This is a genomic window from Nocardiopsis gilva YIM 90087 (assembly GCF_002263495.1).
Classification (GTDB): domain Bacteria; phylum Actinomycetota; class Actinomycetes; order Streptosporangiales; family Streptosporangiaceae; genus Nocardiopsis_C; species Nocardiopsis_C gilva.
In genome coordinates this window covers 4,344,319-4,358,788 of sequence record NZ_CP022753.1, presented here as the reverse complement: position 1 = coordinate 4,358,788, position 14,470 = coordinate 4,344,319, and the positions used below count along the sequence as shown (strand labels likewise).

The 14,470-nt window shown below is 70.0% G+C and carries 15 protein-coding genes and 1 riboswitch; of the genes, 8 read left to right on the top strand and 7 right to left on the bottom strand.

The window, feature by feature from the left end; all coding sequences use genetic code 11:
• The first annotated feature begins 1 nt into the window (after position 1).
• A complete protein-coding gene (locus CDO52_RS28230; RefSeq protein ID WP_232524255.1) occupies positions 2-961 on the top strand; it encodes a hypothetical protein in 960 nt (319 codons plus the stop codon).
• Positions 962-1,068: 107 nt separating this feature from the next.
• Here CDO52_RS28230 and CDO52_RS19570 read toward each other — a convergent pair whose 3' ends face one another.
• Genes CDO52_RS19570 through CDO52_RS19560 form a run of 3 tightly spaced genes read right to left on the bottom strand, consistent with a single transcriptional unit; the run spans position 1,069 to position 4,638 of the window.
• Complete coding sequence (locus CDO52_RS19570) at positions 1,069-2,472, bottom strand: dihydrolipoamide acetyltransferase family protein (protein WP_017619239.1); 1,404 nt, start codon at positions 2,470-2,472, stop codon at positions 1,069-1,071.
• A gap of 26 nt (positions 2,473-2,498) precedes the next feature.
• Complete coding sequence (locus CDO52_RS19565) at positions 2,499-3,536, bottom strand: alpha-ketoacid dehydrogenase subunit beta (protein ID WP_094932600.1); 1,038 nt, start codon at positions 3,534-3,536, stop codon at positions 2,499-2,501.
• Positions 3,537-3,540: 4 nt separating this feature from the next.
• Positions 3,541-4,638: a thiamine pyrophosphate-dependent dehydrogenase E1 component subunit alpha gene (locus CDO52_RS19560; protein WP_026125900.1), complete on the bottom strand. Its 1,098-nt coding sequence runs from the start codon at positions 4,636-4,638 to the stop codon at positions 3,541-3,543.
• A gap of 133 nt (positions 4,639-4,771) precedes the next feature.
• Between CDO52_RS19560 and CDO52_RS19555 the strand changes: the two genes are divergently transcribed.
• Both CDO52_RS19555 and mgtE read left to right on the top strand, forming a co-directional pair.
• Complete coding sequence (locus tag CDO52_RS19555; protein WP_017619236.1) at positions 4,772-5,221, top strand: Lrp/AsnC family transcriptional regulator; 450 nt, start codon at positions 4,772-4,774, stop codon at positions 5,219-5,221.
• 169 nt (positions 5,222-5,390) lie between these two features.
• Positions 5,391-5,561: riboswitch (M-box (ykoK) riboswitch) on the top strand.
• Positions 5,562-5,920: 359 nt separating this feature from the next.
• Positions 5,921-7,258, top strand: coding sequence for a magnesium transporter (gene mgtE / locus CDO52_RS19550; protein ID WP_017619235.1), 1,338 nt, complete (start codon positions 5,921-5,923; stop codon positions 7,256-7,258).
• 69 nt (positions 7,259-7,327) lie between these two features.
• On the opposite strand, the gene CDO52_RS19545 is transcribed toward mgtE, so the two are convergent.
• The 3 genes from CDO52_RS19545 to CDO52_RS19535 form a co-directional block, all read right to left on the bottom strand.
• Positions 7,328-8,092, bottom strand: coding sequence for an SDR family NAD(P)-dependent oxidoreductase (locus CDO52_RS19545; RefSeq protein ID WP_017619234.1), 765 nt, complete (start codon positions 8,090-8,092; stop codon positions 7,328-7,330).
• 199 nt (positions 8,093-8,291) lie between these two features.
• Positions 8,292-8,873: a TetR/AcrR family transcriptional regulator gene (locus tag CDO52_RS19540; protein ID WP_017619233.1), complete on the bottom strand. Its 582-nt coding sequence runs from the start codon at positions 8,871-8,873 to the stop codon at positions 8,292-8,294.
• 50 nt (positions 8,874-8,923) lie between these two features.
• Positions 8,924-9,607, bottom strand: coding sequence for an esterase/lipase family protein (locus CDO52_RS19535; RefSeq protein ID WP_017619232.1), 684 nt, complete (start codon positions 9,605-9,607; stop codon positions 8,924-8,926).
• A 48-nt stretch (positions 9,608-9,655) separates the two neighbouring features.
• Between CDO52_RS19535 and CDO52_RS29300 the strand changes: the two genes are divergently transcribed.
• The 4 genes from CDO52_RS29300 (at position 9,656) to CDO52_RS19520 (ending at position 13,105) form a co-directional block, all read left to right on the top strand.
• Positions 9,656-9,943: an ATP-binding protein gene (locus tag CDO52_RS29300; protein WP_332459731.1), complete on the top strand. Its 288-nt coding sequence runs from the start codon at positions 9,656-9,658 to the stop codon at positions 9,941-9,943.
• Between the two features lie 99 nt (positions 9,944-10,042).
• Positions 10,043-11,263: an RNA-guided endonuclease InsQ/TnpB family protein gene (locus CDO52_RS19530; protein WP_232524254.1), complete on the top strand. Its 1,221-nt coding sequence runs from the start codon at positions 10,043-10,045 to the stop codon at positions 11,261-11,263.
• 258 nt (positions 11,264-11,521) lie between these two features.
• Entirely contained in the window at positions 11,522-12,253 is a 732-nt protein-coding gene (locus tag CDO52_RS28865; RefSeq protein WP_332459730.1) for a helix-turn-helix transcriptional regulator, read from the top strand.
• Between the two features lie 462 nt (positions 12,254-12,715).
• The gene (locus CDO52_RS19520) at positions 12,716-13,105 is read left to right on the top strand and encodes a VOC family protein (protein WP_017619229.1); all 390 of its coding nucleotides are present in this window, start codon (positions 12,716-12,718) and stop codon (positions 13,103-13,105) included.
• A 54-nt stretch (positions 13,106-13,159) separates the two neighbouring features.
• Here the strand turns inward: CDO52_RS19520 and CDO52_RS19515 are convergent, their stop codons facing one another.
• Positions 13,160-13,843: a TetR/AcrR family transcriptional regulator gene (locus CDO52_RS19515; RefSeq protein WP_094932598.1), complete on the bottom strand. Its 684-nt coding sequence runs from the start codon at positions 13,841-13,843 to the stop codon at positions 13,160-13,162.
• Positions 13,844-13,982: 139 nt separating this feature from the next.
• On the opposite strand from CDO52_RS19515, the gene CDO52_RS19510 reads away from it, so the two are divergent.
• Positions 13,983-14,441, top strand: a complete 459-nt coding sequence (locus CDO52_RS19510; protein ID WP_017619227.1) for a nuclear transport factor 2 family protein — start codon at positions 13,983-13,985, stop codon at positions 14,439-14,441.
• Positions 14,442-14,470: the final 29 nt, after the last annotated feature.

Below are 14,470 nucleotides of genomic sequence, written 5' to 3'. Positions count from 1 at the left end.
GATGAGTTCTAATCCTGTGCAGTACGGCAAGGTCAAAGCGTCCTACTTCTGGGACGACGGTTCCGGGATCAACGGCGACACGGGCGCCCCCGCATCGGGCGAGCCGATGCAGAAGGGCCTGGCCGCCAGCCCCAGCTGGCCGCTCGGCACCGAGGGCTACGTCGTCTACAACGGCAAGAAGGCCGAGTTCTTCGTCGGCGACCGCGGTCCCGGCGCTCCCGCCGAGGGCTGCAACGTCCTCCTCGACCTCGACGGCAAGACCTTCGCCGAACTGACCGGCCAGTCCTGGAACACCAACAGCCTGACCGTCTCCGGTGGCAACGGCCACATCGACGTCGAGTACTACATCACCTCCTGGGGCGACGGCCACGGCACCCCAGGTGCGCCCCAGCCCATGAGCGGCTCGGAGACCTGCGACAACGCCGTCTCTCCGATCCCCGCGTCCGCGAAGAAGGACGACGAGGCGGAGAAGAAGAAGCGCGAGGCCGAGAAAAAGAAGAAGGCCGAAGCGAAGAAGAAGCGCGAGGCCGAAAAGAAGAAGGCTGAGGCCGCCAAGAAGAAGGCCGAAGCCAAGGAGCAGGCCGAGCTCGCGCAGCGCAAGGCCGAGAAGGTCGACCAGCAGTCCAAGAGCGACGAGCAGGCGCACACCGCCTTCGAGACCGGGACCGCCGCCAACGACCTGTCCGGGGCCACCCTGGCCGGCAATGACCTGCCGATGGCCGCCGGCGTCCTCACGCTGGCGCTGCTCCCCGCCCTGGCCGTGGCCTTCCTCGCCAAGCGCAACCGCCCCCTCGGCCAGCACGCCTCCGCCAAGGACGGCGAGGACGCCGAGAACGACACGGCGTTCAGCTGGGACTCCCTGCGCAACATGAACTGGCAGTCCCTGCGGTCCGTTGACGTCAAGACCCTCCGGACCACCGACGGCTGGCGCAACCTAGTCGCCGAGCTGCGCCGGAAGTGATCTCCCTCCGGACACGGTGACTGCACGGGACGCCCCGCCCTAGCCCCGCGGGGTCCGCGCTTCCCACACGTGACCGGACCGCCGACGGCGCCCGACCGCGCGCTCGGTCAGACGTCGCCCAACAGCAGTTGCGGCCGCTCCACGCAGTCGGCCACGAAGCGCAGGAAGCCGCCGGCCTCCTCGCCATCACACACACGGTGGTCGAACGCCAAGGTCAGCTCGGTCACCGGGCGGGCCACCACCTCATCGCCCACCACCCACGGGCGCTTCACGATGCGCCCTATTCCGACGATCGCCACCTCCGGGTGGTTGATGATCGCCGCCGAGCCGTCCACCCCGAACACGCCGTAGTTGTTCACCGTGAACGTGCCGCCCGTCAGCCGGGACGGCGGAAGCGACCCGGCCCGTGCCGCCGACGTGGTCGCCGACAGCTCGGCCGACAGCTCCCGCGTCGTCATCCGGTCCGCATCACGGACCACCGGCACCATCAGCCCGCGCGGCGTCTGCGCCGCGAACCCCAGATGGACATGGCCGAACCGCACCAGCTCGGAGCGTTCGGTGTCCACCCGGCCGTTGAGAGCGGGATAGCGCCGCAGCCCCAGCAGGCAGAACTTGGCCAACAGCGCCAGCACGCTCACCGGCCGCCGCGGATCGGCCCCGTTCAGCGTCGCGCGCAAGTCCAGCAGGCCGGTGGCGTCGGCATCGACCCACACCGTCGCCTCCGGGATCTCCCGGCGCGACCGCGAGAGCCGCTCGGCCATCGTGGCCCGTACACCGCTCAGCGGAATCCGCTCGGCCTCTTCCGGTGCCTCGGTGGGCACGGCCCGCAGCGGAACCGCGGCCCCTGCGGCCGGGGACGTCCCCGCTCCCGCGCCGGTCGGCGCGCTCGCCGCGGCGGATTCCGCGATAGCCGCGAGAACGTCGCGGCGCAGCACCAGCCCGCCCTCTCCACTGCCCGTCAGAGACGTGACGTCGATGCCGTGCTCGCGCGCGATGCGCCGCACCAGAGGCGATACCACCGGGGTGCGGCGTCGCACGCCGGGTTGCGGGGACGGGGCCGCGGACGCCGTTGTCCGCGTCCCGTCCGCCGAGAGGGCACGCCGCCGACCACCGCTTTGCCGCGGGGCCCCCTCCCCTGTGCCGTAGCCCACGAGGACCGCTCCGGATCCCTGCACCGCCGCGGTGGCGCCATTGCCACCGCCGCCGGACTCTGCGGACCCGCGGGCTTCGGGCACGACGACACCGGGCTCGCCGAAACCGGCGCCTGCTCCCGATGCCGCGGTATCGATGCTGATGAGCGGGGCGCCCACAGCGATCACCTCGCCGGGGCCGCCGTGCAGCGCGGTCACCCGGCCGCTGAACGGGCAGGGGACCTCCACGCTCGCCTTGGCCGTCTCGACCTCCACGACCGGCTGGTCCACGGCGACCTCGTCGCCCACCGCCACCCGCCAGTCGACGATCTCCGCCTCGGTCAGGCCCTCGCCGAGGTCGGGCAGGACGAAGTCGCGCACGGACTCCGCGGAAGACGAACGCCCCGTCACGCCCCCACCCCCGTCTGGTGCAGCGGGGGCTGGCCCCCGGTGCCGCCCGGCACCCACTCGGACTCCCACTGCAGCCGGTCGATCGCGTCGAGGATCCGGTCGGCGTTGGGCAGGTGGTAGGACTCCAGCTTCGGTGGCGGGTAGGGGATGTCCAGCCCGCCGACGCGCAGCACCGGCGCCTCCAAGTAGTGGAAGCACTGCTCGGTGACGCGCGCCGCGACCTCGGCGCCGTAACCGCCGAAGGTGGACGCCTCGTGCACCACGACCGCGCGGCCGGTCCGGCGGACCGACTCGGTCACGGTCTCCTCGTCGAAGGGGGAGAGGCTGCGCAGGTCGATCACCTCGATGTCGCGGCCCTCCCGCTGCCCGGCCTCGGCGGCCTCCAGGGCCGTGGCCACCATCGGCCCGTAGGCGATCAGCGTGACGTCGGTCCCGGGGCGCCGCACCACCGCCCGGTCCATGGGCTCGGTGCGCACCGGCAGCTCGATGTCGGCCGTGGCCCAGTAGCGCCGCTTGGGCTCCAGGAACACGACGGGGTCGGGGCACTCGATCGCCTCGCGCAGCATCGAGTAGCCGTCGGCCGGGGTCGCCGGCGTCACCACGCGCAACCCGGGGGTGTGCGCGAAGTAGGCCTCCGAGGAGTCGGCGTGGTGCTCCACGGCGCCGATCCCGCCGCCGTAGGGAATCCGGATGACCAGGGGCAGCTCCACACGGCCGCGGGTGCGGTTGCGCATCTTGGCCACGTGCGAGACGACCTGCTCGAACGCGGGCAGGGCGAACGCGTCGAACTGCATCTCCACCACCGGACGCTGCCCGTACATGGCGATGCCGATGGCGGTGCCGACGATGCCGGCCTCGGCCAGCGGCGAATCGAAGCAGCGGTCCTCGCCGAACGTCGCGGTCAGTCCGTCGGTGACCCGGAAGACCCCGCCGAGGGCGCCCACGTCCTCGCCGTAGACGAGCACGTCGGGGTCGCCGTCCAGCGCGTCGTGCAGGGCGCGGTTGAGCGCGCGCCCCAAGCTGATCTCTGCCATCGGCTCAGCCCTTCCGCATCTCGTCGAGCAGCTCCTGGCGCTGCCGCCGCAACATCGCCGGTGCGGTGGAGTACACGTGGGAGAACAGCTCCTCGGGGGTGAGCCGGTCCGGGCCGGACAGCCGCTCGCGCACATCGGCGGCCAGACGCTCGCCCTCGGCGCTCATGCGCTCCACCTCGGCGTCGTCGAGCAGCCCCTCGCCGCGCAGCAGGGCCTCCAGACGGGTGAGCGGGTCGCGCGCCTTCCAGTACTCGACCTCGGCGTCGTCCCGGTAGCGCTGGGGGTCGTCGGAGTTGGTGTGCGGGTCCAGGCGGTAGGTCTGCGCCTCGACGATCGCGGGGCCGCCGCCGGCGCGAGCCTCGGCCAGCGCGTGGCTGACGACGGCGTGGACGGCCGCCGCGTCGTTGCCGTCGACGTTGTAGCCGCGCATGCCGTACCCGATGGCCTTGTGCGCCAGGGTGGGGGCGGCGGTCTGCTTGTCCACCGGGACGCTGATCGCCCACCGGTTGTTCTGGATCAGGAAGACGACCGGGGTGTTCCACACCGCCGCGAAGTTGTACGCCTCGTGGGCGTCGCCCTCGCTGGTGGCCCCGTCGCCCATGAGCACCAGCGCCGCCGCGTCCTGGCCCTTGCGCCGCGCGGCATAGGTCAGGCCGACGGCGTGGGAGGCGTTGGTGGCCAGCGGGGTGCACTGCGGCGCGCAGCGGTGCGGCTCGGGGTCGTAGCCGCTGTGCCAGTCGCCGCGCAGCAGCGTGAGCACCTCGACGGGGTCGACGCCGCGAGTGACCAGTGACACGCAGTCGCGGTAGGTGGGGAAGAGCCAGTCGTCGTCCGCCAGCGCCAGCACGCCGCCCACCTGGCACGCCTCTTGGCCATGCGAGGAGGGGTAAACCGCGAGGCGGCCCTGCCGGGCGAGCGCACTGGCCTGGCGGTCGAAGCGCCGCCCGATGATCATCGCCCGTAACAGCGCCAGCAAGGTGCCGGGTTCGGGAGTGAGGTATTCGGCCTCGCCGACGCGGTGGCCCTGCGGGTCCACAAGGCGAATCGGCTCCTGGGATGGGAGTGGAGGAGCCGAGCCGGCCAACTCATCGGTACGCTTCATGTCTTGAATATGAAGTGAATCACCCCATAGTGTCCATATCCGGCGGGCGACCGTGGACAGATTGCCGTTTGTTGCCGCTGTCGCTGCAGATCGTCCTAATCGATCTCCGCTCACGCGGTGTGAGGTGAGACACATGGCCGTGGATCTGGACGCGGTGGACCGGCACATCATCGAGCTGCTCAGAGCGGACGGCCGGATGTCCATCCGCGCCGTGGCCGAGCAGGTCCACATCTCCCGGGCGAACGCCTACGCGCGGCTCGACCGGCTGCGCGACCAGGGGGTGATCCGCGGGTTCACCGCCGTCATCGACCCGGAGAAGTACGGAACCGGCCTGGCCGCCTACGTGTCGGTGCGGATCGAGCAGCACTCCTGGGAGAGGTTCCGCGACTACCTGCGCGACATCCCCGAGGTCGACCACGCCGCACTGGTCTCCGGCGACGTCGACCTGCTCCTCCTGGTCCGCGTGGCCGACGCCGCCGCCCTGCGGACCTTCGTCCTCGAACGGCTTCAGCGGATCCCGGAAGTGCGCAATACCCAGACGATGTTCATATTGGACGAGCCGCATATCAATCGGCACGCGTGAGATCGGACCTGCGAGTTTCGGGAGGCGCTCCCCGGTTGCGCCGTGGCGAATGATGGCGGGACCCCGGTAATGATGACCGCGTCACCATGACCTGCTGACGGGTCAGAGTCGGCATTGTCGGTCGAACGCGGAATTTGACGAACTGCGGGCCGGCGTCCAAACTGGCACGGCAGTACCTCGTTCGGTGAGGCTCCTGCGCGAACACAGGCCACTGGTCCGCCGGTGTCGAGAGACACCGCTGGGCTAGGACAGGCCTCCCCGGCTTAAGGGGTGGCCCGAAGTGGCTTCCGGGCATCTGGACACGTCGCGCAGTGCCAAAGCTCTGACGTGGAGGTCTTCTCCCTCCCTCGCACTCGTCGAGGGGTGCGACCGCAGGGTGCGGCGCGCACGTCACGGGCGCAGTACACCGATCGCGGTGGTGCCGCCGCGGCCGACCGGTCCGCGGCGCAGGGGCGCACCGGCCGGTCCGGGCGCGATTCGGGGAGGTGATGGCAGATGAGTCCGGGTCGAAGTCCGCTATCGGCGACCCAGCGGAATGCCACCCCCGAATGCGCGCATTCGTAACGCGGTGATTCTCCGCAGGGTCCGCGTCCATTTCCCGCAGTACCGCGCCGCCCATTGACGGACCCCACCGTTCCCACGACGAACGGCCATTTCCGCGTGCCTGCGGTTTTCCCGCCGCACCCCTGAGGAGACGCCATGACCCTCGTTCGCACGTCCCTGCGCACCATTCTCAACGAGCCCCGCCCCGACGCGCTGGAGCGCTGGTTCGGCGACGTCACCGACCCCCGCGAGCGCGGTGAGGAGCTGGCCCGGCTGGACCAGGAGCGCGCCGCGCGGCTCGCCTACCTCATCGGCCCGCCCGCCACCGCCCGACTGGTCGAGCCGGTGGACCGGAACACCGCCGCCGACTTCCTCGGGCAGCTCCCGCTGCCCACCCTGATCGAGACCATCGGCCGCATCCGGACCGACCGCGCCGCCGCGATCCTACGCGAGATGCCCTCCCCGCTGGTCGTCGAGGTCCTGGCGCGCCTGGGCCGGGAGCGCTCGGCCCCGCTGCGGACGGTGCTCGCGCACCCGCCGACGAGCGCCGGGGCACACATGACGCCGGTGTTCATCGCCCTGCCCGCCGACACCCCCGCCGAGGAGGCCATCGAGCGGGTACGGGAGAGCGCCGCCGACGGCGCGGTGGCCTTCACGCTGTATGTCACCGGCGACGACGGAGAGCTGCTCGGGGTCGTCCCGTTCCGCGCGCTCGTGCTCGCCCCGGCCGACCGGCCGGTCGGCGAACTGATGCGGACCCGCGTCATCGAGGTCACCGCCGAGGCGGACCGCGAGGAGGCGGCGCGTCTGCTCAACGCGCACGACCTCGCGGCCATCCCGGTGGTGGCCGACGGCCGGATCGTCGGCGTCATCACCGCCGACGGCGTCGCCGACATCGTCGAGGAGGAGGCCACCGAGGACGCCGAGCGCCAGGGCGGCTCGGCCCCGCTGGACGTGCCCTACCTGCACGCCTCTCCGTGGAAGCTGTGGAAGAAGCGGATCCTGTGGCTGCTGGTCCTCTTCGCCGCCGAGGCCTACACCGGCACCGTCCTGCGGCACTTCGAGGAGGAGCTCGAATCCGCCATCGCGCTCGCCTTCTTCATCCCGCTGCTGATCGGGACCGGCGGCAACACCGGAACCCAGATCACCACCACCCTCATCCGGGCGATGGCCACCGGCGAGGTGGCCCTGCGCGACATGGGCCGGGTGATCCGCAAGGAGATGGGCACCGGCATGCTGATCGCGGTGGCGATGGCCGGGGCCGCGATGGTCCGCGCCTGGACGCTGGGGGTGGGTCCGCAGGTCACCCTGGTCGTGGTGCTGGCGGTGGGGGCGATCGTGCTGTGGTCGGCCCTGGTCTCCTCGATCCTGCCGCTGGTGCTGCGCCGACTGGGGATCGACCCGGCGGTGGTCTCCGCACCGTTCATCGCGACCCTGGTCGACGGCACCGGGCTGATCATCTACTTCGAGGTCGCCAAGCTCGTGCTCTGGTAACGCGCGGCGTGCCGGGCCGGTTGCCGCGTGGCAATCGGCCCGGCACGCGGGCACCGTGTGCGGAGCCGGTCAGGCGCTGATGCCGCCGTCGAGTGCCAGGTCGACGCCGACCGAGTAGGCGGCCTCGGGGGACGCCATGTGCAGGACCGCGGCCGCCACCTCCTCGACAGCGCCGACGCGGCCGATCGGGCTGTCGTTCTTCAGGCGGTCGGCGCGCCCGGCTTCGGTCTCCCCGGGGAGCAGGGACATCTGCGTGGCCACCGGCCCCGGGCTCACGGTGTTGATCCGGACGCCGTCGCGGATGTGGTCCAGCGCGGCCGCCTTCGTCAGCGCCGTGACCGCCGCCTTGGTGGCCGCGTACCCGGCGACGCCGGGCCTGCGCACATACCAGCCGAGGGTGGAGGAGACGTTGACGATGGTGCCGCCACCGTTGGCCCGCATGTGCGCGACCTCGTGCTTCATCGCGAGCAGTACGCCGGTGACGTTGATGTCCAGCATCGAGCGCCACTCCTCCTCCTCGTCGACGTCGGCGACCGGTCCCCTGGCGTTCAGGACCCCGGCGTTGTTGACGGCGACGTCGAGCGAGCCGTAGGTCGCCACGGTCGTGGCGATGAGCTCGGTCACGGAGGCGGAGTCGGCGACATTGGCGGTCACGGCCGTCGCGCGTCCGCCTTCCTGTTCGATCAACTGGGCCGTTTCCTCGATCGGGGCGGCGGTGCGGCCGGCCACGACGACGGACGCGCCCTCGCGGGCGAAGGCCAGCGCGATGCCGCGGCCGATGCCGCGCCCGCCGCCGGTGACGAGAACGGTCGTTCCGGTGAATCGTGCGGTCATGAGTGAGAACTCCTGTCGATGTCGGTGGGTCGTCTTCGGTTCGGGTCGGTCGGGTGTTCGCCGGGCACGAGTGCGGGGGAATTCGAGATCGATTGTTCTTGAATTTGGCCATGCGTTGCCCTGGGAGCGGCGGTGCCAGGGAACGACCGAACAACGGCGGGGGGACACCCTGGGCGGCCGTCCGTGCGTCCGGCGCGGGTCAGTCCAGCAGCGCCAGCGCCTGTTCGGCCGCGGAACGTACGCGCCCCGGGTCGGCGGAGGCCTTGCCCGCCACCCGGATGCCCTGCAGGAGTACGACCAGGCACCGGGCCAGCCCGTGCGCGTCGCGGTCCTCGGAGAGCTCGCCTTGGGCCTGTGCGCGGCTCAGGGCGCCGGCGATGGCGGTCTCCTGGATCAGCCACGCCGCCTCGACCCGCCGGGCGGCCTGGGCGTCGTGCGGGGCGAGTTCGACCGCGGTGTTGGTGATGAGACAGCCGCGCCGGGCGCCCTCGCCCGCTGCCCCCTCGGCGAACCGGCGGATCAGGTCCCGCACGGCGGGCAGTGCCGGTCCGGGCTGGGAGAGCCGCTGGATGAGGTCGGGGTCGGCCAGCTCCCCGTAGCGGTCGAGCGCCTTGAGGTAGAGCTCGCGCTTGCCGCCGAACGTCGCGTAGATGCTGGCCCGGGCGACTCCGAGGTGTTCGACGAGGTCGGCCATGGAGGTCGCCTCGTAGCCGCGCTCCCAGAACAACTCGATCGCAGCACGCAGCGCCGCGTCCGGGTCGAACTCCTTGGTTCGTGCCATGGACGCGACGCTACACCTATCGGGAACGATCGGTCAAAAAAGATGTGCGGTCAGGCGATCGTCTCGCGCACCGCGGTGATAACGCTGGGGGTCCACATCATGGAGATGTGCTCCAGGCAGCGGGTGCGGTGGTTGTTCGCCCCGTCGAGGCTGGTGCTGCTGACCGGCGAGACGATCAGGTCGCAGGGGGATCGGAAGGTCACGTAGTTCACGTCGTGCGGTGTGGGGTTGTCGGCGTTGAGTTCGCGCAGGAAGCCCGAGTCGCGCTTCATCTCCCGGCAGGACGTCAAGAGGGGCGAGCAGAACCCGGCGACCCTGGTCCCGTTGTTCGGTCCGGCGATGGAGATCCAGTCGTCGACCTTGTCGGCTCCGTCGAGGAACTTGATGAACCAGCGCGACGACAGCCCGCCCATGGAATGGGTGACCAGATCGACCTTGCCCCCGCCGGTGGACGAACGCACCTCGCCGACGAAGTCCCTGAGCTGTTCAGCGGTGGTCTTGTTGCTCTGCGCCCAGTTGTAGGTGAAGACGTGCAGCTGGTCCTCGGTGTAGCCGTTGGCCAAGAAGTCCCGCCGCATGGCCCACCACTGGCTCCCCTTCCCGACGAATCCGTGGACGAAGACGACGGGGGTGGGCTCCGCGGCCCGCTCCTGGGCCTGGGCCGGTGAGCCGGTGGTGAACACCAGGACGGCCGCGGCGGCCACGCCGCACAGGCGGGTGAGAAGACGACGCATCTGTACTCCCGGGGTTGGGGGAACTGCCAGAAGTATCGGCTGTGTGCGGTGTGCGGCGCATCGGCGAAACCACCGGTCCGATTTACAAGCCATTTACTGGGGAGTAACTTCGACGGTGTGTTAGATGTGCCCCCCGACACACGCCCGGTCTGTCTACGCGGTCGCGGCCGCGAGCAAGGCGTCGTCCGACGCCTCCTCGCCGATGCCCGCATAGGCACGAGCGGTGCCCTGGTCGTCCTCGGTGAACCCGGGATCGGCAAGACCTCCCTCCTCGACGACGCCCTGACAGCGGCACCCGAATTCACCGAATCCTTCGGAGGATGCCCCGTCCTTTAGGGCGGGGAGGAATCCGGTTCCCGTTTAGCGGGGCAGGGAGAGCCGTCGTGCCGCTAGGCCAGACGGCGTCTGTCGTAGTCCTCGTATAGATTGCCGGCCATGGCGACACGCGCACAGGCCGACAGGGAGACCGGGCACGCCCGGTACACCTACCGTCTGCGTGCATCGTCCACCGCGCTCGGTCTCCTCCACGCGGAGTGGGACCGGTGCCGTTGGGCGTGGAACGAGTGCGTGGCCAAATCCAAGCAGGTGCACGCGCACAACAAGTCCACCGGGGAGAAAGTGACATGCGGTCCGGCGCAGCTGGACAAGATGCTGACCGAGGCGCGGCGGACGTCGCGGTGGCTCCGTGAGGGAAGCTCGGTCCCCCAGCAGCAGACCATCCGGGACTTTGCCAAGTCCCGCGCCAAAGCGCTCAAGGACATCAAGGCGCGGCTTCCCTTCCGCCAGCGTACGGGGATGCCCCGATGGAAGAAGAAGCGTGCGGCGCTGCCGACCCTGAACTACACCCGGCGCGGATTCCGGCTCAAAGACAACTGCCTGCACCTGGCCGGCGGGATCGTGCTGACGGTGGTGTGGTCGCGGGACCTTCCCGCAGCGCCCTCGTCCGTGCGCGTCTATCAGGACAACCTCGGCCACTGGTACGCCTCGTTCGTTGTTCCCGCCGAGGTGCAGCCGTTGCCGGAGACCGGGCGTGTGATCGGGGTGGACTGGGGCGTGACGGAGACCGCGACCACCACCAGTACCGCGCACGACCTTCCGCACCCCGAGCACGGCAGGAAAGCCGCCTCGAAGCTGGCCGGGTATCAGCGGATGATGTCTCGCCGTGAACGCCCCCGGGGCAAGGCGCAGACCCGGGGCTACCGGAGGGCGAAGCGGCAGGCCGCGAAGCTGCGCAAGAAGGTGGCTCGGCAGCGCCAGGACACCGGACGCAAGTGGGCCAAGCGCGTCGTGCGCGACCATGACGCGGTAGCCGTGGAGGACTTCCGGTCGAAGTTCCTGGCCAAGTCCACCATGGCGCGCAAGGCGGCTGACGCCGCCATTAGCGCCACGAAGAGGGCGCTGGTGGAGATGGGTCGCAAGCACGGGCGGGACGTCCGTCTCGTGCATCCCGCGCATACCACCATGGAGTGCGCGTCGTGCGGAGCGAGAACCAAGCACGCACTGCCTCTCTCAGAACGAACGTATGCCTGCACCGCGTGCGGGCCGTGTCCCGAGGGACAAGAACTCCGCGCGTGTGATGCTGGTCCGGGCTGGTCTGGCCCGGCTAGTGCTGATCGCGTAAGACCAGATGGGGCGCTGCCCCGTCTGGCGGCGTGAGCTAGGGATCCCGCTCAGCCCTGAAGGAGAGAATCCCCTCCCTTCAGGGAGGGGAGCAGTCAATCGACGTCCTGTCCTTCGCCGCGCGCCGCGCCGGGAGCGAGGGCATGGTCCTCCTGGTCGCAGTCCGCAGCGAGGTTCGGGCCACCGAGGAGGATTGGGTGCGCCTGGCGGCCGGATCCCCTCCACCGCCTCGACTCGCTCGGGCCGACGCCATCTCCGCCAACCTGGGCGGCACCGCACCCGCTGAGCGACGCCGTGCGCGCCGAACTCGCCGCCCTCGCCCAGGGCAACCCGGTGGCCGCCGTGGATCTGGTCGTCTCCCTAACCCCCGCCCAGCTCGTCGGGGCCGAACCCCTCCCGTACCTGCCCGCCCCCGGCAGACGGCTGGGGCGCACCTACACCGAACGCATCGACCGGCTGCCGACCGCCACCCACACCGAGGACCTGGGGCGGGCGGAGGGCGCGCTGCGCGCCTTCGACCGGTGGGCGGAGGCGACCGGGAGCGACGAAGTCCGCGCCCTGGCCGCGCGGTGCCGGGCGCTGCGCGCGGAGGGGAGCCGGGCCGAGGAGCACTTCGAAGAGGCGGTCAACCTGCACAAGAGCGGGTACTGCGACTTCGAGCGCGCCCGTACCGAGCTGCTGTTCGGCAACATGCTGCGCCGTGCCCGCCAGGTGCGTCGGGCACGGGAGCACCTGCACGCGGCGCTGGAGACCTTCGACGGCCTGAACGCCGCCCCGTGGTCGGGCCAGGCGCGTTCCGAGCTGCGGGCGGCGGGCGAGGCGGTCCGCACGCGCGAACGGTCCGCGCTGGAGGAGCTGAGTCCGCAGCAGCTGCAGATCGCCCGCTTCGTCGCGGAGGGGGCCACCAACCGCGAAGTGGCCGCACAGTTGTTCCTCAGCCCGCGTACGGTCGACCACCACCTGCGCAATGTGTTCGCGAAACTCGGAATTCGCTCCCGCGTCGAACTCGCCCGCATGCTCTCCTGAAGCGTGGCGGGGAGCGTGCGGAGCGGGGGAGAACATCTACGGCATAGCGGGATCATTCCGAGCGGCCCGGGGCGAGGCTGCGGAAATGCCGTTTTCAGCCGGACGATCCGTTGTTCGCGCCATTACCGGGATCAGGGCCGTGGTTGAATCTGTGACTATTGAGAGAGCCACCATGCGTGCGATTCGCCACATGAGTTCGTCGTCTTCTCGTTGATCCTCGTCGATTCTCATCGGTCCCCATCCGACCACTCCTGACTTTCACTTCCCTTATGTGTGCCTGAAGCGACGTTGGGGCGGTGGGTAAGCAGAGGAAGAGGCGAGGTTCACGTTTTCCCATGGGCCGACCGGAACCGGCCGCAGAAGGTGGTGGTGACGTTATTGACCTCAAGTCTGGTTGACGTTTTAGGTTCGTGAACCGAACGGGGCGCCACCCCGGAGATCACAAAGAGGACGGGAGTCAGCATGGCCATCGAGCTGAACCACACCATCGTCTGCGCGCGTGACAAGGAGGCGTCGGCACGGTTCCTCACCGAGATCCTCGACCTTCCACCGGCCAAGCCCTTCGGCCCCTTCCTGGCGGTCGAGCTCTCCAACGGCGTGACCCTCGACTTCATGGAAGTCGACGCTGAGATCGCTTCCCAGCACTACGCCTTCCTGGTCAGCGAGGAGGAGTTCACGGCGAGCTTCGCCCGGGTCAAGGAGAAGGGCCTGGACTACTGGGCTGACCCGCACCAGGAGCGACCCGGGGAGATCAACACCAACGACGGCGGGCGCGGTGTCTACTTCGCGGACCCCGACGGCCACTTCCTGGAGCTCATCACCCGGCCCTACGGGAGCGGCGCGCAGGACTGACGGCGCGGTGCGCTCCGTCTCCGCCAGTGGGGCGGGGCGCACCGGTTTTCCCGGTCACGCCCAGGGCGGAGTGTCCAGTCGTGGCGGCGGGGCCGCGTCGGTGGGAGCCGGGGAGGGCGCTTCGTGCGGGGCGGGAGCGGGTGATGCTCCCGCCCCGAGGTGAGGCATGTCGGCGGAGCGGGGCGCACTCGCCAGCAGCCCGGCGGCCACGGCCCTGGCGTCCTCGGCGGCGTTCGGGTTGGTGCCGGTCGCCGCGCAGACGATGGCGCCGTCCATGAGCAGGAGCAGCTGTTCGGCGAGCCGTTCCGGCTGGGTGATGCCGTCGCGGTAGAGAAAATCCTGGAGATGGCCCAGCAGCGTCCGCTTGTGCGCGTAGACCGAGTGGGCGACCTGCTCGGACCGGGCGCCGAGCTCGCCGAAGGCGTTGATGAAGGCGCAGCCGCGGAAGTCGTCGGTGGTGAACCAGCTCGCCAGGAAGTCGAAGGCGGCCAGGGTGCACGGTCCGTCGGTGTCCGCGGCGTCGACGAATCGCGTGAGTGCGTAGCGCCAGTTCATGTCGCGCTGCGCCAGGTAGTGGGTGACCAGGGATTCCTTGCTCGGGAAGCACTGGTAGAGCCGTTTGAGGGAGATTCCGGAGGCGGTGCGGATGGCGTCCATCCCGACGGCCTGGATGCCATCGCGGTAGAACAGCCGACCGGCCGCCTCCAGCACCCGCTCTCTGACCTCTGGCAACTCCACGTTATCCAACTTTCGACTCAGGGGCGCTTGCGCGTGAGAACGATCGTTCTCTAGGGTACAGATCTCGGGGAGAACGGTCGTTCTCCCCGGCTCAGGATCGCACAGATCTTCTCGACGGATTCTCCCGGAGGTAGTACGTATGACCGCCCGTCCGCCCCTGCCGCCCTTCGACGAGGAATCAGCACGGCGCAAGGTCCAGGCCGCCGAAGACGCGTGGAACACCCGCGAACCGGAACGGGTAGCCCTGGCCTACACCCCCGACGCCGTCTGGCGGAACCGCGACGACTTCATCACCGGTCGCGCCGCGATCATCGACTTCCTGGCCCGCAAGTGGAAGAAGGAGCTCGACTACGCCCTGCGCAAGGAGCTGTGGAGCTTCGGTGGGAACCGGATCTCGGTGCGGTTCCAGTACGAGTGGCACGACGCTGAGGGGCGCACGTGGCGCAGCTACGGCAACGAGCTGTGGCAGTTCGACGGGCACGGTCTGATGAGCCGCCGAGAGGCGAGTATCAATGACATCCCCATCCTTCCGGAGGAACGCCGTATCCACGGGCCGCGGCCGGAATCGGAATACGGAAACGCGCTCCCGATTCGCTAGTCGTCATCACGGCGTCGTCGGACGCATGG

Coding starts and splice junctions, on each gene's coding strand:
- CDO52_RS28230 (WP_232524255.1), top strand. CDS start 2: ATGAGTTCTAATCCTGTGCAGTACGGCAAGGTCAAAGCGTCCTACTTC.
- CDO52_RS19565 (WP_094932600.1), bottom strand. CDS start 3,536: ATGGCAGAGATCAGCTTGGGGCGCGCGCTCAACCGCGCCCTGCACGAC.
- CDO52_RS19560 (WP_026125900.1), bottom strand. CDS start 4,638: ATGAAGCGTACCGATGAGTTGGCCGGCTCGGCTCCTCCACTCCCATCC.
- CDO52_RS19555 (WP_017619236.1), top strand. CDS start 4,772: ATGGCCGTGGATCTGGACGCGGTGGACCGGCACATCATCGAGCTGCTC.
- mgtE (WP_017619235.1), top strand. CDS start 5,921: ATGACCCTCGTTCGCACGTCCCTGCGCACCATTCTCAACGAGCCCCGC.
- CDO52_RS19545 (WP_017619234.1), bottom strand. CDS start 8,092: ATGACCGCACGATTCACCGGAACGACCGTTCTCGTCACCGGCGGCGGG.
- CDO52_RS19540 (WP_017619233.1), bottom strand. CDS start 8,873: ATGGCACGAACCAAGGAGTTCGACCCGGACGCGGCGCTGCGTGCTGCG.
- CDO52_RS19535 (WP_017619232.1), bottom strand. CDS start 9,607: ATGCGTCGTCTTCTCACCCGCCTGTGCGGCGTGGCCGCCGCGGCCGTC.
- CDO52_RS19530 (WP_232524254.1), top strand. CDS start 10,043: ATGGCGACACGCGCACAGGCCGACAGGGAGACCGGGCACGCCCGGTAC.
- CDO52_RS19520 (WP_017619229.1), top strand. CDS start 12,716: ATGGCCATCGAGCTGAACCACACCATCGTCTGCGCGCGTGACAAGGAG.
- CDO52_RS19510 (WP_017619227.1), top strand. CDS start 13,983: ATGACCGCCCGTCCGCCCCTGCCGCCCTTCGACGAGGAATCAGCACGG.